Genomic DNA, 19,755 nt, shown 5'->3' with positions numbered 1-19,755 from the left:
GCTGCCCCGTGAGGAGCAGCCCTTTTATATAAGCAAAGCGGCAATTAAGCAGCAGCTACTTCCGAAGCGAAGGGCACTACCGATACGAACGAACGCTCGTCGCGGCCCTTGCGGAACAGGACTTTACCATCAACCAACGCAAACAGCGTGTGGTCTTTGCCAATGCCCACGTTGGTGCCGGGGTGGTGCTTGGTGCCGCGCTGACGCACGATGATGTTGCCAGCGATGAGCGACTGACCACCGAAGATTTTTACGCCGAGGCGCTTCGAATGCGATTCACGGCCGTTGTTTGACGAGCCGACGCCTTTTTTGTGTGCCATTTTGGTTAGTTGGTAGCTATTAGCGGTTGGCTGATAGCTTATTTGTAAAAAGAAAACAAGCTGGTAAAAGCAGCAGCTACTAGCCAAAGGCCAGTAGCTAACAGCTGTAAAGACTAGCCGATGCTATCAATCATTACTTTGGTGAACTGCTGGCGGTGGCCATTCAGTTTCTTGTAACCCTTACGACGCTTTTTCTTGAACACCAACACTTTGTCACCTTGTACGTGAGCCATGATGGTGCCTTTGATGGCGACGTTCAGCTCGGGGGTGCCGATGCTGAGGGTGCCGTTGTCGTCGGTCATTAGGGCGTTACCTAACTCTACCGAATCACCGACATTGCCGGCTAGACGTTGGGCGTATACAAATCTATTAGCCTCAACCTTAGTCTGTTGGCCGGCGATGTTAACAATGGCGTACATTTTATTTCCGCTGGTGGTTTCTCAAAAGGGAACGCAAAAGTACGGCAACTTTCTGGTACTACCAAACCTAAGTAGTTAATCGTCATTAGTTCGCCCAAAAATGCGGTGGTTCAAGCACATTTTTGCTACGCCTAGCTAAGTGCCTGAATGCAAGCAACGCACCAAAAAAGCGCGCTTTATGTGGACAACCCACGTTATCCACAGCCGGAATGTGGATAACTACTTATAAATCCGTCATTTCGCTTCGTTATTTTCATCCGCTGCTCAGCATAAGCCCGACAGCCAACAAAAAGTGCGGTTGGGCTATCGGTGCTTTTTGCTTGGCAGCAGCCCGGCTATCTTTGAAAAACGGCCGGGCTAGGGCCGAACAAGTATTTCGCTAAGGCGGTTAGCTTGCCAGTTCGCACCTCACGTTTCTTCCGAAACTCAACGTTTTTCTATGGAGCCACTACTCGCCGAAAACCCCAACCGGTTCGTCCTTTTCCCCATCCAAAACCCCGAAGTTTGGGACTTTTACAAGAAGGCGGAAGCCTCGTTTTGGACGGCCGAAGAAATTGACCTTTCGCAGGACCAGAAAGACTGGAACGGCCTGAACGACAACGAGCGCCACTTCATCAAGCACGTGCTGGCCTTCTTCGCCGCCAGTGATGGCATTGTGAATGAAAACCTGGCCATCAACTTCATGCAGGAAGTGCAGATGCCCGAGGCGCGCTGCTTCTATGGCTTCCAGATTATGATGGAAAACATTCACAGTGAGACCTATTCGCTGCTGATTGATACCTACATCAAAGACCCAAAAGAGAAGGACTACCTCTTCAACGCCCTCGAAACCGTGCCGGCCGTGCAGCGCAAGGGCCAGTGGGCGCTAAAGTGGATTAATTCGGAGAATTTCGCCGAACGCCTCATCGCTTTTGCGGCTGTGGAAGGCATCTTCTTCTCGGGTTCGTTCTGCTCGATTTTCTGGCTGAAGAAGCGCGGCCTGATGCCTGGCCTGACCTTCTCGAACGAGCTGATTTCGCGCGATGAGGGGCTGCACTGCGACTTCGCTTGCCTGCTCTACAGCTACCTCGAAAACAAGCTGCCCGAGGAGCGCGTGCAGGCCATTATTGCTGATGCTGTGACGATTGAACAGGAATTCGTGACGGAGGCGCTGCCGGTGAGCCTTATCGGCATGAACTCCAAGACGATGAGCCAGTACATTGAGTTTGTGGCCGACCGCTTGCTGGTGTCGCTGGGCTGCGCCAAGATTTACAATACGTCGAACCCCTTCGATTTCATGGAAATGATTTCGGTGCAGGGCAAAACCAACTTCTTCGAGAAGCGGGTGGCCGAGTACCAGAAGGCCGGCGTAATGACCGAGCGCGCCGACAACATGTTCTCGCTCGACGAGGATTTTTAGGCCAGTAAGTCTGGTAAGCATAAGCCAGCGTTATTTTCGCCTGTCATGCTGAGCTTGCGAAGCATCCTATCGCGTTTGAACGGCTTGTTCTGGCGCGATAGGATGCTTCACAAGCTCAGCATGACAGGCGTTTTTTATGGCTTACTACGTGTACATCACCACCAATCCGGCCAAAACAGTGCTGTATATTGGCGTAACGGGTAGCCTGCCGCGCCGACTGGGGCAACACTATGAAAACCGGGGCAACAACGACACGTTTGCCGGACGGTACCTCCGCTATAACCTGCTGTACGTGGAGCAGTTCGCGGATGTAAAGGCGGCAATAAGCCGGGAAAAGGAATTAAAAGGCTGGACGCGGGCGAAGAAGGAGGCGCTGATTGCGGCTGTTAATCCGGCCTGGGAGTTTTTGTTAGTTTGAGTTGGCTGTTTTGCAATCGGCTGTCACCTAATCGTCTGTCATGCTGCCGAAGGAAGCATGACAGATGAATTGAATGTGCTTAGTCGTAGGTTCTGGCGTGATAGGATGCTTCCTTCGTCAGCATGACAGGCTATTTTGAGTAAATTATTATTAATCAACTATTTACATGCCTAGCTCCGTCAATCCGGGGTGGCCTTGCGGCCTTACCCCCAGGGGCCAGTAAAACTTGCGCTCGGCTTCGGCAATGGCTACGTCGTTGATGCTGGCTTCGCGGCGCTGCATGAGACCGTGGGCGTCGAATTCCCACTGCTCGTTGCCGTAGGCGCGGTACCACTGGCCGGTGGCGTCGTGGTACTCGTACTGGAAGCGCACGGCAGTGCGGTTTTCGTGGAAGCCCCACAGCTCCTTGATGAGGCGGTACTCGTGTTCCTTTTGCCACTTGCGGGTGAGGAAGGCGGCGATGGCGGCGCGGCCGCTGAAAAACTCGCTGCGGTTGCGCCACTCGCTGGTTTCGGTGTAGGCCAGGGCCACGCGGGTGGGGTCGCGCGAGTTCCAGGCGTCTTCGGCCAAGCGGGCTTTTTGGGTGGCAGTTTCGAAGGTGAAGGGCGGCAGTGGCGGGCGGGCTTCGGACATAGGAAGATGGGGAAGGTGACCTTTTGGAGAATGCCGTATTTACCGGTGGCGGCCGCCGTTGGTTTTGCCACTATACCTTTTCCCGCATGACTTCTGCACCAAACCAGTGGCCGCTGCCCGGCCAGGTTGACCCACTTGTTTCGCCCTGCGCCTTTTGCCGCCGGCGGCTGGTCATTAATGGCAAGCCCGTGTTCAAAAGCTGCTCGTGCAAGGCCTTTGGGCCGCCCGTGACTATTGCGGCGCTGGTGGCGGGGGCGGTGCTGGCGGGGGCCGGCTTGTGGTGGGCCAGCCGCCAACGGGGCCGCCGGGGCTAGCTGTATATAACCAATAAAATCTTAGCACATGCCAAGGCCGCCCGGTCCGTTTTGCGAAAAACGGCTGGGCGGCCTCATTTTCAGGCTATGCGGATAGATTCTAAATATTTCTCTTGGCTACCCAAAACATGGGAACTAATTTCCGGCTTTAAAGCACCGCAGCTGTGCTTGCATAGCTAGCCAGATTAGTAGTCATTGCCCACCATAGCACTTCCCATAACATGCTTGTAATCAAACGTGATGGCCGCCGCGAGTCGGTCAAATTTGACAAAGTCACCGCCCGCATTGAGAAACTTTGCTACGGGCTTAATCAAAACTTCGTCTCGCCCATTGAGGTGGCCAAAAAGGTCATCGACGGCATCTACGATGGCGTGACCACCGTGGAGCTTGACAACCTGGCCGCCGAGACGGCCGCCTCGCTCACCACGCGGCACCCCGACTACGCTATTCTGGCCGCCCGTATTGCGGTGAGCAATTTGCACAAGGTGACTTCGAAGTCTTTTTCGAGTACCATGAAGCGCCTCTACACCTACGAGGACCCCAAGAATGGCGACAACGCCTCGCTGCTGGCCAAGGACGTGTGGGAGATTATTCACAAGCACGCCCACACCCTGGACTCGGCCATCATCTACGACCGGGACTACAACTACGACTTCTTTGGCTTTAAAACCCTGGAGCGCAGCTACTTGCTGCGCCTCGATGGCAAGGTAGTGGAGCGGCCCCAGCACATGCTGATGCGCGTGTCGGTGGGCATCCACAAGGAGGACATCGACTCGGCCATCAAGACCTACAATATGATGAGCGAGCGCTGGTTTACCCACGCTACGCCTACCCTCTTCAACGCGGGCACGCCGAAGCCGCAGATGTCGTCGTGCTTCCTGCTCACGATGAAGGACGACTCGATTGAGGGCATTTATGACACCTTGAAGGACTGCGCGCTGATTTCGCAGAGCGCGGGCGGCATTGGGCTGGCCGTGCACAACGTGCGCGCCACGGGCTCCTACATCAAAGGGACCAACGGCAACTCGAATGGCCTGGTGCCGATGCTGAAGGTGTTCAACGACACGGCCCGCTACGTGGACCAGGGCGGCGGCAAGCGCAAGGGTGCGTTCGCCATTTACCTGGAGCCCTGGCACGCCGACGTGTTCGAGTTCCTGGACCTGAAGAAGAACCACGGCAAGGAGGAAATGCGCGCCCGCGACTTGTTTTACGCCCTCTGGACGCCCGACTTGTTTATGAAGCGCGTGGAAGCCAACGGCGACTGGACGCTGATGTGCCCCCACGAGTGCCCCGGCCTCGACACCGCCTGGGGCCCCGAGTTTGAGAAGCTCTACACCAAGTACGAGCGTGAGGGCCGCGGCCGCAAGACCATTAAGGCGCAGGAGTTGTGGTTCCACATCCTGGAAAGCCAGACGGAGACGGGCACGCCCTACATGCTGTTCAAGGATGCCGCCAACAGCAAGAGCAACCAGCAGAACCTGGGCACCATCAAGAGCAGTAACCTCTGCACCGAGATAATGGAGTACACCGACAAGGACGAGATTGCCGTGTGCAACCTCGCCTCGCTGGCGCTGCCCCGCTACCTGGTGGAAGATGCCCAGGGCAACGTGCGCTTCGACCACGACAAGCTGTATGAGGTAACCTACCAGGCCACGCTGAACCTGAACAAGGTAATCGACGTGAACTACTACCCGGTGCCCGAAACCGAGCGCTCCAACTTCCGCCACCGCCCCATCGGGCTGGGCGTGCAGGGCCTGGCCGATACGTTTATCGCCCTGCGCATGCCCTTCGAGAGCGACGAGGCCAAGGGCCTGAACATCGACATTTTCGAGACGATTTACTTCGCGGCCATGACGGCTTCGATGGACCTCGCCAAGAAGGAAGGCGCCTACGAAACCTTCCCCGGCTCGCCCCTGAGCGAAGGCAAATTCCAGTTTGACCTCTGGGGCGTGACGCCGCAGTCGGGCCGCTGGGACTGGGACACGTTGCGCGGCGAGGTAATCGAGCACGGCGTGCGCAACTCGCTGCTGGTGGCGCCCATGCCCACCGCCAGCACCGCCCAGATACTGGGCAACAACGAGTCGTTTGAGCCCTACACCAGCAACATTTACGTGCGCCGCGTGCTCAGCGGCGAGTTTATGGTGGTGAACAAGCACCTGCTGAAAGACCTGGTGAAGCTGGGCCTCTGGAACGAGCAGATGAAGCAGGAAATCATTGCCGCCAACGGCTCGGTGCAGGGCATTGCCCGCGTGCCCCAGCACATCAAGGACCTGTACAAGACGGTGTGGGAGATTTCGCAGCGCACCATCATCGACATGGCCGCCGACCGGGGCGCCTACATCTGCCAGAGCCAGAGCCTGAACCTGCACGTGCAGAACCCCAACTTCGGTAAGCTCACCAGCATGCACTTCCACAGTTGGAAGCGCGGCCTCAAAACCGGCATGTACTACCTGCGCACCAAAGCCGCCGCCGACGCCATCAAGTTCACGGTGGAAAAGCAAGCCGCCGAAACCCTGGAGCCCATGTACGCCCAGAACCAAAGCGATATGAGTTGCTCGCTCGATAACCCGGACGCCTGCGAGGCCTGCGGGTCGTAGGGCACTAACTCAGCTATTAGCCGAGCGTTATAGCTGTACATCACCAAAAAGCCACTCTGTAAGGGAGTGGCTTTTTGCTAAAACCTATACCTGCATGTTTGATAACTATGACCCCGATTTCGGCAAGCTCAACCTAAACTGGCTCCATAGCGTCCGCATCGAGCTAGATGAAATTCAAGAGCTTCTTCACCAGTCAGATTATAAGGTTTCGACGTATATTCGACCAGCCGGCCAGTTTGAGCGTGTCGGCTATACCACTAGCTACCGGAAATTTATTACGGTGCTTTTCACGTTGACAGACCATAGCCTCGTTATTGACGACGTAAACCTTGCTGATTATGGAGCCATTAGAAACGCCGTTATCAAGCAGTTCCTCGAAGAAACCGAATAATCTTTCGATGAACGGCCTTACTCCCGAAGAATGGGAAAAAGGCCGCATTAGCGGCCCGCTCACTGATAAAGAACTTTTTGCTTATCTCAAGAAGGTAGGCAAACTGCCTGCGAATGCGGAGTACAAAAAGGCTTCGTAGTAGGAGAGATAAGTTATGTCAGAAGATAAAATGGGTGTGCGTCACAACTGGCGGACTATTCTACTTGGTGAACTGACTCCAGAAGAACGGGCCGAATATCGGCGCGAATTGAAAGAGGAAAGAGAAGCGGTATTACCAAAGCAGGGTTCAGAAGAGCATATGCACCTGGAGGTATACGAGTACAATCGCCTTTTAAAGCATCGTAATGTGCGTGTTAACTGGCGAGAAATCGAACCCGTAGCGCGTAATGCAGAAGAGATAGAGCTAGCAAGAATAGCAAGGATAAAGGAGATAAGAGCACTGCGAGGAGAACCTGATTGGTATTACTTTTCGCCTGATGACTGAGTGCTTCCCCAGCCGCTGCCGCCCCCGGTAGCGGCTGACGTGCTTTTGGGGGGCGAGCGGGCGGGGCGCACTTGGTAGCTGAGCCGCCTAGAAACTCCGGTTTCGGCGGCCCACCCGCGCAGTATATTTTATGAGCCAACAAAACCCGCCACGCCTCTTGGATTTAGCCAACGCGCATCAGATTATTTTTTGGCTTTGCATTCAACCGTGGGACAGTACCGCCATTTGTGGCGTTGCGGTAAGGTCGGGTAACCTCTGGCATAACTTCGCCCACTATGAAATCCATTCCATTTGCGCAGTACGTGGCTTTGCTCAAGCTACTCGGCTTGGAATACGTGCGCACGGTGGGCAGCCATCAGCACTGGGACTTTCCAAAGGGGTCGGGTAAAGCGCTGCTCCGCTCACTTACCCTGCGCGATAAGGACAAAGACATTCCGGTACTGCACATGCTTACCAACCTAGCCACGATGGAAGCCTCAGGGGTGGTAACGAAAGCCCAGTTTGAGCAATTGCTAGCGGCGCAGCAAAACCCGAAAGCGGCAAAAGCGCAGCGCAAACGGCGCGAAGAAGACGGGAAATAAAAACGGCCACCTGTAAAGGCGGCCGTTGTAAGGAGGAGATAAAGCAAGATTAGAAGGCGGGTAGCAATACCTGCTCGGTGAGGATGCGGCGGCTGCGGGCCGGGCGGTTCAGCACCTCTATTGATAGGCGCGGCGGCTCGTACACCGCTACTGGCTTCTTCACCAAGCGCCAGCCCAACGCCAGCAGCAGCTTATCGAGGGTGCCCCGCTCGGCGGTGTCCTGCACAAAAAATTGCAAAGCCTCCTCAAAAGCGGCTTGGGCCTCAGCTTCGGTATCGCCGTAAGACGAAAGCTCGAGCGCGGGGCAATAGGCGACGTACTGGCCGGTATCCTCATCAGGCACCAGCAGTACTTCCACTTCGGCGCGGGTCAGTTGGCCTTGGGTATCGGTGGTGAGCGTTGCCATAACTGGAGGAAGACTACTGAAAGAAAACGAAGATAAGAGGAGACGCGCCGCCACGCGCCCAACTGGTAGACGACAATAACAGCGAATAAGCTAGAATAGCTCATTGGCTCAGGTGCCAATCGCAACCCCGCCGTTGCCGGTAGCCGCTGGCGTGTTTTTGGGAGCTAGCGGGGTGAGCGGGCTTGGTATCTTAGCCGCATGGCAACTCCCATTTCTCCTGCTCATCCGCGCATTACCCGCGATTATGACATCTGCCACGGGTCGCTGGTGGTGCGCGGCTTGCGCTACCCCGTGTGGGCCGTGTTGGAGTACTTGGCTTCGGGTATGAGCGAGGCCGAAATACTGACCGACTATCCAGAACTGGAGGCGGAGGACTTACGCGCCTGTCAGGCCTACGCAGCGTTTTTCCTGAAAAAGATAGACCACACGCTGAAAGGTGATGGTACCCGACAGGCAATGGCGAAACAGGAAATGCTGACGCACCTGCTAAAAACCGGCAAGGTGCCACTTGGCACAACGCTCAACGAAGGGGGCCAATTATCCGCTCCGCAACAAGCTAACCGCTGATGAATCCTTTTGCTGAACTAGATACTGTGCAGCTGCAAAAAGCGCATCTGGAGTGCGGGCTAGCTGCTGGTGCCCTAGGTGCCGTCGTGCTGGTGCACGCGCAAGGGGAGGCCTACGAAGTAGAGTTTATTGGCCTTGATGGGCACACGCAAGCTGTCCTGACGCTGCCTGCGGCCGAAATAGCCTCCGTAGCTCAGCCGTGGCGGCCGGCGGTCTAGGTTACCCAACTAGCAACGACACCCGCCCCGCCGCAGCTGCTTCGGATGCCCGCGCACCAAGGCGGGTTTTTTGTTGGCTATTAGCGAGCCGCGTATTGTGAGGCGGCTTGCAGGTCGGCGGCTTCCAGGTCGGGCATTTCCGCTAAAACCTGCTCGGCCGATAGGCCCGCGGCGAAGAGTTGCAGCACATCGGCCACGCGGATGCGCATGCCCCGAATGCAGGGCCGGCCGCCGCACTGACGCGGGTTGGTGGTGATGCGAGACAAGACAGCTTCCATGCTGCTAAAGTAACTAGGGTTTCCCCAGCCGCTGCCGCCCCCGGTAGCGGCTGACGTGTTTTGGCCGTATTGGTAGCCCCCGCGCCGCAGCCGTAAATTTGGGGTATGCAGATGCTTACCAGCCGGCCGACGGTGCCGATATACCCGTTTGAGCGGGATGAAGCCACCGGCAACAACTTGTTTTCCATTGCGCGCTCGGCGGGCGGGCTGCCTTATGAGGCCGACGTGCTCCTGCCCCACCGCAAGGCCTACTACATGCTGGTGTTTGTGAAGCAGGGCCACGGCCGGCACTGGGTAGATGCCGTGCCCTACCTGCGCCAAGACCACACGCTGTACTTTTCGACCCCCAGCCAACTGCTGGTCAAGGAGGAGCCGACGCCCTTTTGGGGCACCCGCCTCACGCTCACGACCGAGTTCTTAGCGTTGCAGCAAAACGCGGCACTGCGCAACCTGCCACTCATCCAGAACCCGCAGAATGGGCACGAGCTGCCCCTCACAGCCACCGACGAAGCCGTGGTAGACGACCTGCTGGCCAAAATTGAAGCGGAGTACCAGCGCCCCGGCGAGTGGCAGTACCAGATGCTGAGCGCCTACCTCACGGTGCTGCTCACGTACCTGAGCCGCTTGTATACCGAGCAGTATCCGGGCGGCGAGCCCTCGGCCGACCAGCGGCTGCTGCGCACCTACCAGGCGAGCATCGAAACGCACTTTCGCGAGCTGCACGAGGTGAGCGCCTACGCGGGGTTGCTGCACATTTCGGCGGGGCACCTAAGCGAGGTGGTAAAGGCCCAGAGCGGCAAGTCGGCCATCAAGCACCTGCACGAGCGGCTGGTGCTGGAGGCCAAGCGCCTGCTGTTCTACACCCCGCAGTCGCTCAAGGAATTGGCCTTTGACCTGGGCTTTTCGGATGCCTCCTACTTCAACCGCTTCTTCAAGCGCGAGACTGGGGCGACGCCGGCCGAGTACCGGGCCAGCATCCGCAAAATGTACCAGTAGTACCGCGAAATGGGTGCCAGCCGCGCCGGTGGCGCCCGGTAATTTTGTATTGTCAATTAAAAGACAACCAATTACCATGAAAACAGTCCTCATTACTGGTGCCAACAAGAGCATCGGCTTCGAATCCGCCCGCCAGCTCCTCCAGCACGGGTATTACGTGTACCTGGGCAGCCGCGACTTGGCCAAAGGCCAGCAGGCCGTTGACCAGCTCAAGGCCGAAGGCCTTACCCAGGTAGAACCCCTCCAAATTGACGTGACCGATGGCGCGTCCATTGCCGCGGCCCGCGCGGCGCTAGGCCAGAAAACGGCGGTGCTCGACGTGCTCATCAACAACGCCGGCATTCTGGGGGGCATGGTGCAGCCGGCCACCAGCACCAGCCTCAGCACCATCAAGGAGGTGTTTGAAACCAACGTGTTCGGCGTAATCGCAGTCACGCAGGCCTTTATGGACCTGCTGCGGCAGTCGCCGGAGCCGCGCATCGTCAACGTTACGTCGGGCCTGGGCTCGCTGACGCTGCACAACGACCCTTCCTGGAAGTACTACGCCGTGAAAGGGGCCGCCTACCAGCCTTCCAAGGCGGCGCTGAATGCCTACACGATTATGCTAGCCTATGAGCTGCGCGACACGCCTTTCAAGGTGAACGCCGTGGACCCCGGCTACACCGCCACCGACTTCAACCACCACAGCGGCCCCGGCAGCGTGGCCGATGCCGCCGCCCGCGTAGTAAAAGCCGCCCTGCTCGGCCCCGATGGCCCCACCAGCCAGTTTTTCAGCGACGATAACGCGCCCGAAACCGGCATTAGCCCCTGGTAAAGAACAGGTTTTCAACGCACTGACGGCTCGGGTGCAGGCAGCTAACCGCTTGTAAAACAAATTATTACGCCAGCCGCTGCCGCCCCCGGTAGCGGCTGGCGTAATGCGCGGCCGGCCGCTGGCGATATAGCCAGTAGGTGCCTGCTGGCCCTGCCGAGGCCCGCTAGTAGCGGCTTGGCGCTTTAACCGCATTATTGCCGATGGAACCTTACGCTGCTACTGCGCTGGGGCGCCCACTTTCCGCTGACCAACAAGCGGCAGTCACGGCCTTCTACAAGCCTGGCCTGGGGGCCTTGCTTGGGCTGGGGGTATTTATGCCCCTAGTACTTGGCATGATGGCGGGGATAGTATTTGGGATGGTGACCGAGCTTCGGGACATCGAGGATATGGTGCCCGTGGGCGTGAGCGCCGGGGTGGCCGTACTAGTGCTGGCGCAACTGCTACTGCGATGGAGCAGCCGCCGCAAAATGGCCCGGGCCCACTTTATTTACCAATACGGGCAGCCCGAAACCGTCACGTTTGCGGGCCTGACCAGTGAGAACTACGGCAAGAACAGCCGCCGCAAAACCGTTATTAATCTGCTGCGCGGTAGTGAGCCGCTGAAAATCAAGACCTTCGACGACCGCATTATTGCCGCCTTTATGTCCCCGCAGCAAGTGGTGTACACGCATCCGAACTACCCCGATGTGCTGGTGCCAGGCAGCCTGTTTGCGCCGGGCTGGGCTACGGGGCCGGGGGCCAGGCCGCGTATAGTAGAGGTATAACGACTACCTACCAGCGTACGCTTGGCTTTTGCTGGGGCGTTGCAACTACGGCAGCATAATTAGTTAACTTATTGCTTGTTAATGCATTAGTAATCTAACTGCACGTCTGCAATGGCCACCACGCCCACCCACTGCAAGGCAGTTATTACCTCGGCCGGGGCGGCTACGTATGCAGGAGGCTATGCAGCAGTTACGAGAGCACCTGGAGCAAATAGTGTCGCTGACCGATGAAGAGTTTGCGCTGGTGCTGGCGCAGTTCACCAGCCGGCAGTTTCGCAAGCAGCAGTTTTTGATTCGGGAGGGCGAGCGGGTGTGGGATATGTACTTCGTGGTGAAAGGCTTACTAAAACTGGTGCATACCGATGCGGCTGGCAAAGCCCACATTGTGTCATTTGCGCTGGAAGACTGGTGGGAAGGCGACTTCGCCGCCTACCTGACCCAGACGCCGGCCACGCTCTCGCTCCAGTGTCTCGAAGACACGGCCGTGTGGTGCCTGCCGCTGGCCGGCTACGAGTACCTCTGCCAGCACCTGCCCCCCATGGCCCGCTTCTTCCTGGTCAAGTTCACGCGGGGCGGGGTGGCCGCGCAGCAGCGCATTTTGTCGCTGCTGGCTTTGCCCGCCCGCGAGCGCTACGAGCTGCTACTGCGCCAGTACCCCGCCCTGCCGCAGCGGGTATCTAAAACGCAGCTGGCCGCCTACCTGGGCGTATCGCGCGAAACCCTGAGCCGGTTAGCCGAGCCGGGCCAGTCGCCGAAAATAGTGCGCTAGGTCACAGGTAGCGGGCGGGGCCGGCCGAGACCTTTGTGCCCATCAACTCACGTTGCGCCGCGGCTCTAGTATGCCGGCGCAATTAACCCAACTTAGCAATGGAAAAGCGCCTCATTAACCCCTGGCAGTGGCAAGCGCCTAGCGGCTACCAGCAAGCCGTGGAAGTAAAGCAGCCGTTGGCCACGCTCTACTGCGCCGGGCAGGCCGCCATCGACGCCGAAGGCAACCCCAGCACCGGCGACATGCGGGCCCAACTCCAGCAAGTACTCGGCAACGTGGAGCAGGTAGTAACTACGGCGGGCTACCAGTGTAGCGATATCGTGCACCTGCGCCTATACACCACCGACACCGCCGCGCTGTTTGGCGAAGGCGGCTGCTTCGACGTATTCACCGATTGGGTAACCCGGCACGGCATTCAGGCCGCTGCCACGATGGTAGAAGTAAACTTCCTGGCCTTTGAGGGGCTGAAGGTGGAAGTAGAGGCCACGGCCGCACGCTAGCAGCGGCCAAGTAGCCAGCAGTATAGCTAAAATAGCATTATTTACCCAGCCGCTGCCGCCCCGATAGCAGCGGCTACTTTTAAGGAGCTGGCGGACACGTACTTTTAGGGATGCCAACTGCTGCTTCCAAGCGTACGATGCCATCGGCGGCCGTAGTCGCCTGGTACAACGCCGTGCCTAACGTGCTGTGGTCGGAGCTGGCCTTTGGGCCGCTGGCGCTGTGCTGCTATTGGTACGTGGGGTGGCAGTGGCAAGTAGGGTTTGGGGCCGTGAGCCTGCTGGCGTATGCGTGGCCGGCGGCGTGGCTGCGGCGCTTGCAATTAAGCCAGCAAGTAGCAGTTTATCAACAACTTCGGGTGCCGGCGCTCAACCAGTTTACGCAGCAAGGAGCCTTGGTAACGGCGCTGCTGCGCCGCCGCTATCCGCAGTACCGTGCCTTATCGGGCCGGGCCAGCATAGCCAAGTTGCTGCGCACTACCTACAGCCAGGAGCGGTTTCACTGGGCGGGGTTGCTCTACTTTTTGCTGGTGAGCGGCTACGTCGGGGGTTTGGGCCACCTGGGCTGGGCGCTGGGCCTCACGCTGCTTAATGTGGGCTACAACCTGTACCCCATCTGGCTTCAGCAGTACCTGCGGCTGCGGCTGCGGCTGGGGCACGGTGGGCGCTAGGCAGTTGGCGCGGGCGCAACTGCTTGGCCACTGGGGGCCGGCGCACGTATGGCAAGGGGGCCGACTAGCGGCTTCACTCTTTTTTATTTCCAATGGCTTCTTTTGAAGATAACCTCGGCGGACGGCTCGCGCTGCTCAGCCCCGATAAGCTCGACTCCGACCAAAAAAAGCTGTACAACCAGCTGCAAGACACCATGGTGCCCTGGGCCAAGAAGTCAGGCTTTCAGGCCGATACCTACGACAACCGGCTCATTGGCCCATTCAACGCCATGCTGCGCAGCCCACTCCTTAGCAAGGCCTTGCTGGAAGTAACGGCCGCCGAAGGCAAGGAAACTTCGCTGAGCGAGCGGGTGCGCCAAGTGGTTATTCTCACGGTGGGCGCTAGCTGGCAGGCGGCGTATGAGCTGTACGCCCACGCCGCCGCGGGGCAAAAAGCCGGCTTCGATGAGCCCACCATTCGCGAGCTGGTAGCCGGGCAGAAGCCAGCGAGCCTGTCGCTGGATGAGGCAGTGGCCTTTGACTTCACGCAGCGCCTCACCAAGCAGCATCAGATTGACACTGAGTTATATGAGCGGGCGCTTATCGCGTTTGGCGAGAAAGGCGTGGTGGACATGATTTACCTGGCGGGACACTACATGACCATCAGCGGCCTGCTCAACACGTTTGCCGTGCCCGCGCCGGCCGGCCAGTAAATCGGTTATGGTGGGCCTGGCCCACCATAAAAACAGCCCCTCAGACCTAGGTCTGAGGGGCTGTTTTTATATGAGCGAGAAACGAGGTTCGAACTCGCGACCCTCAGCTTGGGAAGCTGATGCTCTACCAACTGAGCTACTCTCGCGGGGTATTTGGTGGGGCAAAGGTAGGGCGGGCGGGCCAAATGGCAAGGCGGGGAACATCGGGCGGCCGCGGGTGGTTTAGAGGCTGCTTATGGCCCGTCGTCCTTCCTCCCGCACTGTTCTTCCGCCTGCTTCGCGCCGCGTTGTGGCGGCGCTGCTTATTGCGGCGGGTATCTTATTGGTAATCGGGCAGTTGCTACGTTTCTACGTGTTAGTTGCGCAGTGGCAGAAGCTGGGGGTGCTGGGGGCTATGCCCTTGGCAGGCGTGCTGCTGGGCCTGGGGGCGGGGGCACTTACCAGCTACGTGGGCTGGCGCGTGGGCAAGGCCGGCGGCGCGGCTTAGCGCGAATAACCCGGCGGGCGGCCGCACCTTTGCGGTATTATGTCCTCTCCGCTCCGCATTTCTATTCCCAAAGTCAACCTGGCCACCGCCACGCGCCTGGCCGACCTGGGCCGCCAAACGTTCAGCGAGACGTTTGCCGCCACCAACACGCCCGCCGATATGGCCGCGTACCTAGCTACTGCCTTCAGCCCCGAGCTTCAGCTGGCGCAGTTGCAAAACCCTGAAAACACCTACCTGTTGGCCGAAATGCAGGGCGAAGCCGTGGGCTATGCGCTACTAGCGCAGAACTCCATGCTGGGGCTGGCCCCCGAGGCCAACGCCCGGCAGCTCGAAATAAAGCAGCTTTACGTGGTGGAAGACTGGATAGGCACCGGCCTGGGCAAAGCCATGATGCGCCGGGCGCTCGACATTGCGCAGGCCGAAAACTGCACCGCCGTGGTGCTGGGCGTGTGGGAACACAACGAGCGCGCCCAGGCCTTTTACCAGCGCTTTGGCTTCCGGGAAGTTGGGGAGGTGGAATTTAAGCTGGGCGAAGATGCGCAGCGCGACCTCATCTACCGCAAGGGCCTGGCCGGGCGGGCGGGCTAGTACATTTGGCTATGCAGGCACCCCAGGCAATTGCTCAAACTACGTGGCGCGGGCTGCTGGCGCTGCTGCTGGGGCTGGCGGCCTGCCAGGCCCAGCCCGATGCCGCCACCCAAGCCGGGGAGGCGGCCCCGCCCACGGGCCACTTTGCGGGCACAGTGCAAGTGGCAGGCCGGCCGGCACTGCGCGCCGCCCTGGAGCTGCGCCACCCCCGTCCCGGCCACTACAGCGCCGAGCTGGTGCTGCCCGAGCAGCCTGCCCTAAGCTTTGTAGCTGATAGCCTGACCTTTGTGGGCGATACCCTACGCCTGGCGCGGCCTGGTCAACCGGGCCAGGCGCTGGCGCTGGGCCGGCAGGGCGACTTCTGGCGCGGCACGCTGCTGCTGGACTCCGTGCGCTACCCGGTGCTGCTGGTGCGGCGCGGCGAGCCCGAGCCGGCCGTGTACCAGGTGCGGCGCGACGAAGTGGCCGGCACCCGCGGCCCGGCCCTGCTCTTCAGCCCCGCCGATGAAAGCCTGCCGGGCCTGGCGCTGGCTTTTTTCCCCACCCGGGCATCGGCCCCCGCGGCGCCCGCCTGGGCCGATGCCCTGGCCCGGCAAGGCCACACCGTGCTGCTGCTGCCCGCTGCCGATACCCTGACTGCCCCAGCCCTGGCCAATGCGCTGGCGCTACTGCGCCGCACGGCGGGCGTGGACACGGCCCGCGTGGGGGCTTGGGTGGGTGGCCTGGCCGCCGCCCAGCTCCCACTACTACTGGCCGAAAACACGGCTTCGCGTCCCTCGTTTGTGGTGGTGCAGGACGCGCCCTCCCCTACCCTGGCCACCCGCGCCGCCTGGAAAACCCTCGCCCAGGGTGGGCAGCTACTGGCTATTTATGACCCCGCCCAGCCACGGGCGGCGGTGGCGGCATTGCGGGCGGCGGTGGGTAACCAGCGGGTGCGGCAGGCGCCGGCCGCTGCTTTGCAGGGGCAGGTAATTGATTGGCTGCGCGGGCGTTGAGTGCCCGCGGGCAGTAGCGTGGACTCTGTGAGTCCGCGCGTGGGAACGTTGAACGTTACTATGGGGCATTTGCTGTTAGGCCACAACGCTGACTGATGATGTTACAGATTGTCGTGCAACGTTCCCACGCGTGGACTCACAGAGTCCACGCTACTGCTTGGCCGCGTATCGTGCAACGTTCCCACGCGCGGACTCACAGAGTACACGCTACACCAGTAGCAGGCCCTTTTCGCGCAGCAGCTGCCAGGCGGGGCTTTGCAGAAAATTTTCCCAGGAACCCGCAACGGCCGGGAAGCTGGCCCCGGCTTCTTTTAGCAGCACTTTGGTGTCGTAGTCGGTGCTGAGCCGCAGCAGCAGCTCGTGCAGCCAGGGGCCGGTGGCCTCGGTAGTTTTGACCTCGAAATCTTCGGCCTGCTCGTAGCAGGTGAGGATGGCGCGCGTGGTTTTTTTGTCTTTGGGGCCGTTGCCGCCGCTGGTTTTGAAGCTCAGCTCGGGCGGGTTGCCGAGCCAGAAGAGGCGGCGATTGGGCTGGGTGGCGTCGGGTTTTTCGGGCTCGCTGAGGGCTTGCTGAATGAGCTGGCGGGGCACCGTGGCGCGGGGCGTTTTGAAATCGAACCAGAAGCTGAGGGGCTCGCGCAGGGCCACGCCGTGCATGAAGTTGTAGAGGCTCTTGGCCAGGCCGGGGCCGAAGGTTTCGTGGTCGGTGCCGAGGGGGTCGTCGTGCCAAAGGTCGTTCCAGGCAAAGTTGCCGGGCTCGGGACCGATGGCGGCCACCTGGTACTTGGCGGGGTTCTTCCCCACCGGCGAGTGGGCCGTCATCGAGAAGCGGTGCCAGTAGCCGCTTTGCACAATGCCAGCCTCAAAAAGCTGCCGCACAACCTCCAGGGAATCAACGGTTTCCTGAGCAGTTTGGGTGGGGAAGCCGTACATGAGGTAGGCGTGCACCAGCACCCCGGCCGCAGTGAAACCCTGCGTAACCCGCGCCACCTGGGCAATAGTAACGCCCTTTTCCATGAGGGCCAGCAGCCTGTCCGAAGCCACTTCGAGGCCGCCCGAAATGGCGATGCAGCCCGAGGCAGCCAGCAGCCGGCAGAGGTCGGGGGTGAAGGTTTTTTCGAACCTAATGTTGCCCCACCAGCTGATGCTGACGCGGCGTTTGAGCAGCTCCACGGCCAGGTCGCGCAGGGCCAGCGGCGGCGCGGCTTCGTCCACGAAGTGAAAGCCGGTTTGGCCGGTTTGGGCTACTATCTGCTCAATTCTATCGACCAGCAGGGTGGCGGGCGCGGTTTCGTAACGACCTATGTAGTCGAGGGTTACGTCGCAAAACGAGCAGCGCTTCCAGTAGCAACCGTGGGCGATGGTGAGCTTGTTCCAGCGGCCATCGCTCCAGAGGCGGTGCATGGGGTTCAGCACTTCGATAACTGACAGATAATCAGTCAGATGCAAGTCGGAATAATCGGGCGTGCCCACCTCGGGGTGCGGCACGTCGGGGTGCGGGTGATTGATATACTCGACTGCGCCGGCCTCGTTGCGCAGAAAGGTACGCTGGAGCAGGTGGCGGCCGTCGGTGGTGGCAGGCGCTGGCAACGTGGCGCTTGGTAGCACATCGCTAATAAGAACGTCATGCTGAGCTTGTCGAAGCATCTCTACCGCGTCGTTGAACGAGCCCGATTGGCGCGGTAGAGATGCTTCGACAAGCTCAGCATGACGTTCTTTTTGAGCTCCATGCCATTCTACCGGCTCCGCCTCACGTTCCTTCTTCCCCTGCAAATACGCAAACAGCCGCAGCCACGGGCCTTCGCCATCATCCAGGGTGAGGTAGTCGATGTAGTCGAAAAAGCGGGGCTCTTTGAGGCCGCGCAGTTCGGTGTTGGGGTAGCCGCCGCCCATTACGGTGATGGCCTGGGGGCGCACGGCCTTGAGGCGCTGGGCCAGGCGCAGGGCGGCGTAGAGGTTGCCGGGGAAGGGCACGGTGAAGCCTACAATATCGGGCTGGGCCTCGGCAATAAGCTCATCCATGAGCTCCATCAGCATGGTATCTACCAGGTTAGGAGCGGCTTGCAGGGCGGCGTGCAGCGGGTCGAAGTGGGTGGCCGACATGGCCAGGCTTTCGGCGTAGCGGGAGAGGCCAAACTGCGGGCCCACGGTTTCCTTCACCAGGTCGGCGAGGTCCTCCAGGTAGAGCGTGGCCAAGTGGCGGGCCTGGTCGGTGAGGCCCATGGTGCCGAAGGCCGTTTCGAGGTCGGCCACGTTGTCGAAGCGGCTGGCTTCGGGCAAAAACCGGCCGTGGCAGATGCGCGGGGCCAGCGTGAGGTCTTTGTTTTGCAAAAACCGGACGGTGGGCCCGATGGTGGCCTCGTAGCGGCGGCGCAGGCGCAGCATCCGCTGGGCATTGTCGCTGAGGTCGTAGCTACCGGCGGCTATTTCGTCGAAAACCCGCGTCAACCCCTCTTTCGAGAACAGCCTCAGCACCAGACCGATGCTGAGGTCGGCCTGCCGCACTTGGTAGCCGCGCCCTACCAAAAAGCCCTTAATGTAGGCCGTGGCCGGGTAGGGCGTGTTGAGCTGCGTGAGCGGCGGGGTAATGAGCAGGAGGCGGGGCGAAGGACTAGGCACGGGGATACAAACCTACGCGAGGGGGCAGAGGTTCGGCGCGGCCGGCCGGTTGGCGGCAATTGCCAGGTAATTATTCGTTTATTTGGCTATCCACTTTAGCTCTGCTCCATGCTTTTTCTCTTCGGCCGCGGCACCACTGTTATTGGCTCTTATCCGCTGGCTGGCATCAAGTGCGGCTACTGCGGCACGCTCAACTCGCTGCTGCTGACCATTTACTCGCGCTACCTGCATTTTTTCTGGATTCCGGTTATTCCCCTTGGCAAGGACAGCGTGAGTGAGTGCACGCACTGCCAGCAGGTGCTGAAGGAAAGCCAAATGCCCGCCGCCTACCGCCAAGAGGCCGCCACGCTGAAGCAGCAAGCCAAGCTGCCGGTGTCTAACTACCTGGTGCTGGCCATCGCGGGCGTGGCGTTTGTGGCCCTAATGATAGTAGGCGCTTTCAGCAGCCCGTCGAAGCCAGCTACTGGCGCGGCGGCCACTAGCGCCGTGCCAGTAGCTGGCGAAAAGCCTGCTAATGAGCCCGCTACCGAAGCCAATAAACCCCTGCTGGCCGCCCCGCAGGTAAACGATATGTACGTGGTGCGCTACGACGATGGTATGTTCAACACCATGCGCGTGCTGCGCATCACCCCCGACTCGCTTTATATGCAGTCTAGCTCGTACCAGCCGGGCGTGCCGGCCAACGTAGCCACGCAGCAAGACTCAGTGATGAAGCATCTCGACCCCACGGTAATGGGCATGTCGCGGGATATTCTGCGGAGAATGAGCGAGTACGGCAATTTGACTGTGGTGCGGCCTTAGCGACTCGGGTCAGGGTACGTGTTCCGGTCCGCCGGCAAAG

At 59.8% G+C, this 19,755-nt stretch carries 26 protein-coding genes and 1 tRNA gene; 20 read left to right on the top strand and 7 right to left on the bottom strand.

Annotated elements, in window-relative coordinates; genetic code table 11:
* Nucleotides 1-44: 44 nt before the first annotated feature.
* Both rpmA and rplU read right to left on the bottom strand, forming a co-directional pair.
* Nucleotides 45-320 (bottom strand): bL27 family ribosomal protein, encoded by a 276-nt coding sequence (gene rpmA, locus ACYVGC_RS06285; protein ID WP_460582942.1) that lies wholly within the window; start codon nucleotides 318-320, stop codon nucleotides 45-47.
* A 113-nt stretch (nucleotides 321-433) separates the two neighbouring features.
* Nucleotides 434-739 (bottom strand): bL21 family ribosomal protein, encoded by a 306-nt coding sequence (gene rplU, locus ACYVGC_RS06280; RefSeq protein ID WP_460582941.1) that lies wholly within the window; start codon nucleotides 737-739, stop codon nucleotides 434-436.
* A gap of 439 nt (nucleotides 740-1,178) precedes the next feature.
* On the opposite strand from rplU, the gene ACYVGC_RS06275 reads away from it, so the two are divergent.
* Both ACYVGC_RS06275 and ACYVGC_RS06270 read left to right on the top strand, forming a co-directional pair.
* The gene (locus ACYVGC_RS06275; protein ID WP_283565729.1) at nucleotides 1,179-2,138 is read left to right on the top strand and encodes a ribonucleoside-diphosphate reductase small subunit; all 960 of its coding nucleotides are present in this window, start codon (nucleotides 1,179-1,181) and stop codon (nucleotides 2,136-2,138) included.
* Nucleotides 2,139-2,274: 136 nt separating this feature from the next.
* Nucleotides 2,275-2,556, top strand: coding sequence for a GIY-YIG nuclease family protein (locus ACYVGC_RS06270; protein ID WP_460582940.1), 282 nt, complete (start codon nucleotides 2,275-2,277; stop codon nucleotides 2,554-2,556).
* A gap of 162 nt (nucleotides 2,557-2,718) precedes the next feature.
* On the opposite strand, the gene ACYVGC_RS06265 is transcribed toward ACYVGC_RS06270, so the two are convergent.
* Nucleotides 2,719-3,189, bottom strand: coding sequence for a nuclear transport factor 2 family protein (locus tag ACYVGC_RS06265; protein WP_460582939.1), 471 nt, complete (start codon nucleotides 3,187-3,189; stop codon nucleotides 2,719-2,721).
* Nucleotides 3,190-3,275: 86 nt separating this feature from the next.
* Here ACYVGC_RS06265 and ACYVGC_RS06260 point away from each other — a divergent pair, with 86 nt between their 5' ends.
* The 5 genes from ACYVGC_RS06260 (at nucleotide 3,276) to ACYVGC_RS06240 (ending at nucleotide 7,556) form a co-directional block, all read left to right on the top strand.
* Nucleotides 3,276-3,503 (top strand): hypothetical protein, encoded by a 228-nt coding sequence (locus ACYVGC_RS06260; protein WP_460582938.1) that lies wholly within the window; start codon nucleotides 3,276-3,278, stop codon nucleotides 3,501-3,503.
* Between the two features lie 221 nt (nucleotides 3,504-3,724).
* On the top strand, nucleotides 3,725-6,100 hold the full coding sequence (locus tag ACYVGC_RS06255; protein ID WP_460582936.1) for a ribonucleoside-diphosphate reductase large subunit: 2,376 nt from the start codon (nucleotides 3,725-3,727) through the stop codon (nucleotides 6,098-6,100).
* Between the two features lie 94 nt (nucleotides 6,101-6,194).
* Nucleotides 6,195-6,491, top strand: coding sequence for a hypothetical protein (locus ACYVGC_RS06250; RefSeq protein ID WP_460582934.1), 297 nt, complete (start codon nucleotides 6,195-6,197; stop codon nucleotides 6,489-6,491).
* A 154-nt stretch (nucleotides 6,492-6,645) separates the two neighbouring features.
* Nucleotides 6,646-6,975, top strand: a complete 330-nt coding sequence (locus tag ACYVGC_RS06245; RefSeq protein WP_460582933.1) for a hypothetical protein — start codon at nucleotides 6,646-6,648, stop codon at nucleotides 6,973-6,975.
* A gap of 275 nt (nucleotides 6,976-7,250) precedes the next feature.
* Entirely contained in the window at nucleotides 7,251-7,556 is a 306-nt protein-coding gene (locus ACYVGC_RS06240) for a hypothetical protein (RefSeq protein WP_460582932.1), read from the top strand.
* A gap of 49 nt (nucleotides 7,557-7,605) precedes the next feature.
* Here the strand turns inward: ACYVGC_RS06240 and ACYVGC_RS06235 are convergent, their stop codons facing one another.
* Entirely contained in the window at nucleotides 7,606-7,962 is a 357-nt protein-coding gene (locus ACYVGC_RS06235; protein ID WP_460582931.1) for a hypothetical protein, read from the bottom strand.
* A 198-nt stretch (nucleotides 7,963-8,160) separates the two neighbouring features.
* On the opposite strand from ACYVGC_RS06235, the gene ACYVGC_RS06230 reads away from it, so the two are divergent.
* Nucleotides 8,161-8,529, top strand: a complete 369-nt coding sequence (locus ACYVGC_RS06230; RefSeq protein ID WP_460582929.1) for a DUF433 domain-containing protein — start codon at nucleotides 8,161-8,163, stop codon at nucleotides 8,527-8,529.
* Nucleotides 8,529-8,747 (top strand): DUF4926 domain-containing protein, encoded by a 219-nt coding sequence (locus tag ACYVGC_RS06225; protein ID WP_460582928.1) that lies wholly within the window; start codon nucleotides 8,529-8,531, stop codon nucleotides 8,745-8,747. The genes ACYVGC_RS06230 and ACYVGC_RS06225 overlap by 1 nt, the downstream gene beginning before the upstream one ends.
* An 80-nt stretch (nucleotides 8,748-8,827) precedes the next feature.
* On the opposite strand, the gene ACYVGC_RS06220 is transcribed toward ACYVGC_RS06225, so the two are convergent.
* Nucleotides 8,828-9,025, bottom strand: a complete 198-nt coding sequence (locus tag ACYVGC_RS06220) for a DUF433 domain-containing protein (RefSeq protein ID WP_460582926.1) — start codon at nucleotides 9,023-9,025, stop codon at nucleotides 8,828-8,830.
* 105 nt (nucleotides 9,026-9,130) lie between these two features.
* Between ACYVGC_RS06220 and ACYVGC_RS06215 the strand changes: the two genes are divergently transcribed.
* The 7 genes from ACYVGC_RS06215 to ACYVGC_RS06185 all read left to right on the top strand — a co-directional run bounded on the left by ACYVGC_RS06215 (nucleotide 9,131) and on the right by ACYVGC_RS06185 (nucleotide 14,228).
* Nucleotides 9,131-10,021, top strand: coding sequence for an AraC family transcriptional regulator (locus tag ACYVGC_RS06215; RefSeq protein WP_460582925.1), 891 nt, complete (start codon nucleotides 9,131-9,133; stop codon nucleotides 10,019-10,021).
* 76 nt (nucleotides 10,022-10,097) lie between these two features.
* A complete protein-coding gene (locus tag ACYVGC_RS06210) occupies nucleotides 10,098-10,835 on the top strand; it encodes an SDR family oxidoreductase (RefSeq protein ID WP_460582924.1) in 738 nt (245 codons plus the stop codon).
* A 314-nt stretch (nucleotides 10,836-11,149) separates the two neighbouring features.
* The gene (locus tag ACYVGC_RS06205; RefSeq protein WP_460582923.1) at nucleotides 11,150-11,599 is read left to right on the top strand and encodes a hypothetical protein; all 450 of its coding nucleotides are present in this window, start codon (nucleotides 11,150-11,152) and stop codon (nucleotides 11,597-11,599) included.
* A gap of 181 nt (nucleotides 11,600-11,780) precedes the next feature.
* A complete protein-coding gene (locus ACYVGC_RS06200) occupies nucleotides 11,781-12,368 on the top strand; it encodes a Crp/Fnr family transcriptional regulator (RefSeq protein WP_460582922.1) in 588 nt (195 codons plus the stop codon).
* Nucleotides 12,369-12,466: 98 nt separating this feature from the next.
* Entirely contained in the window at nucleotides 12,467-12,868 is a 402-nt protein-coding gene (locus ACYVGC_RS06195; RefSeq protein ID WP_460582921.1) for a RidA family protein, read from the top strand.
* 110 nt (nucleotides 12,869-12,978) lie between these two features.
* Nucleotides 12,979-13,536 (top strand): glycosyl-4,4'-diaponeurosporenoate acyltransferase CrtO family protein, encoded by a 558-nt coding sequence (locus tag ACYVGC_RS06190; RefSeq protein ID WP_460582920.1) that lies wholly within the window; start codon nucleotides 12,979-12,981, stop codon nucleotides 13,534-13,536.
* Between the two features lie 92 nt (nucleotides 13,537-13,628).
* Nucleotides 13,629-14,228: a carboxymuconolactone decarboxylase family protein gene (locus ACYVGC_RS06185; protein WP_460582919.1), complete on the top strand. Its 600-nt coding sequence runs from the start codon at nucleotides 13,629-13,631 to the stop codon at nucleotides 14,226-14,228.
* Nucleotides 14,229-14,301: 73 nt separating this feature from the next.
* On the opposite strand, the gene ACYVGC_RS06180 is transcribed toward ACYVGC_RS06185, so the two are convergent.
* Nucleotides 14,302-14,374, bottom strand: a tRNA-Gly gene (locus ACYVGC_RS06180).
* Between the two features lie 89 nt (nucleotides 14,375-14,463).
* Here ACYVGC_RS06180 and ACYVGC_RS06175 point away from each other — a divergent pair.
* The 3 genes from ACYVGC_RS06175 to ACYVGC_RS06165 are packed head-to-tail and all read left to right on the top strand — an operon-like array spanning nucleotide 14,464 to nucleotide 16,298.
* Nucleotides 14,464-14,715: a hypothetical protein gene (locus ACYVGC_RS06175; protein ID WP_460582918.1), complete on the top strand. Its 252-nt coding sequence runs from the start codon at nucleotides 14,464-14,466 to the stop codon at nucleotides 14,713-14,715.
* A 39-nt stretch (nucleotides 14,716-14,754) separates the two neighbouring features.
* The gene (locus tag ACYVGC_RS06170; protein ID WP_460582917.1) at nucleotides 14,755-15,303 is read left to right on the top strand and encodes a GNAT family N-acetyltransferase; all 549 of its coding nucleotides are present in this window, start codon (nucleotides 14,755-14,757) and stop codon (nucleotides 15,301-15,303) included.
* 11 nt (nucleotides 15,304-15,314) lie between these two features.
* Nucleotides 15,315-16,298 (top strand): hypothetical protein, encoded by a 984-nt coding sequence (locus ACYVGC_RS06165; protein WP_460582916.1) that lies wholly within the window; start codon nucleotides 15,315-15,317, stop codon nucleotides 16,296-16,298.
* Nucleotides 16,299-16,505: 207 nt separating this feature from the next.
* On the opposite strand, the gene ACYVGC_RS06160 is transcribed toward ACYVGC_RS06165, so the two are convergent.
* The gene (locus tag ACYVGC_RS06160) at nucleotides 16,506-18,914 is read right to left on the bottom strand and encodes a B12-binding domain-containing radical SAM protein (protein WP_460582915.1); all 2,409 of its coding nucleotides are present in this window, start codon (nucleotides 18,912-18,914) and stop codon (nucleotides 16,506-16,508) included.
* A gap of 108 nt (nucleotides 18,915-19,022) precedes the next feature.
* On the opposite strand from ACYVGC_RS06160, the gene ACYVGC_RS06155 reads away from it, so the two are divergent.
* A complete protein-coding gene (locus ACYVGC_RS06155) occupies nucleotides 19,023-19,715 on the top strand; it encodes a zinc ribbon domain-containing protein (protein WP_460582913.1) in 693 nt (230 codons plus the stop codon).
* The last annotated feature ends 40 nt before the right edge of the window (nucleotides 19,716-19,755 follow it).

The organism is Hymenobacter arcticus (assembly GCF_054779975.1).
Note: the sequence above shows the minus strand (reverse complement) of the source record. Positions and strands in the feature narration are given on the sequence as shown.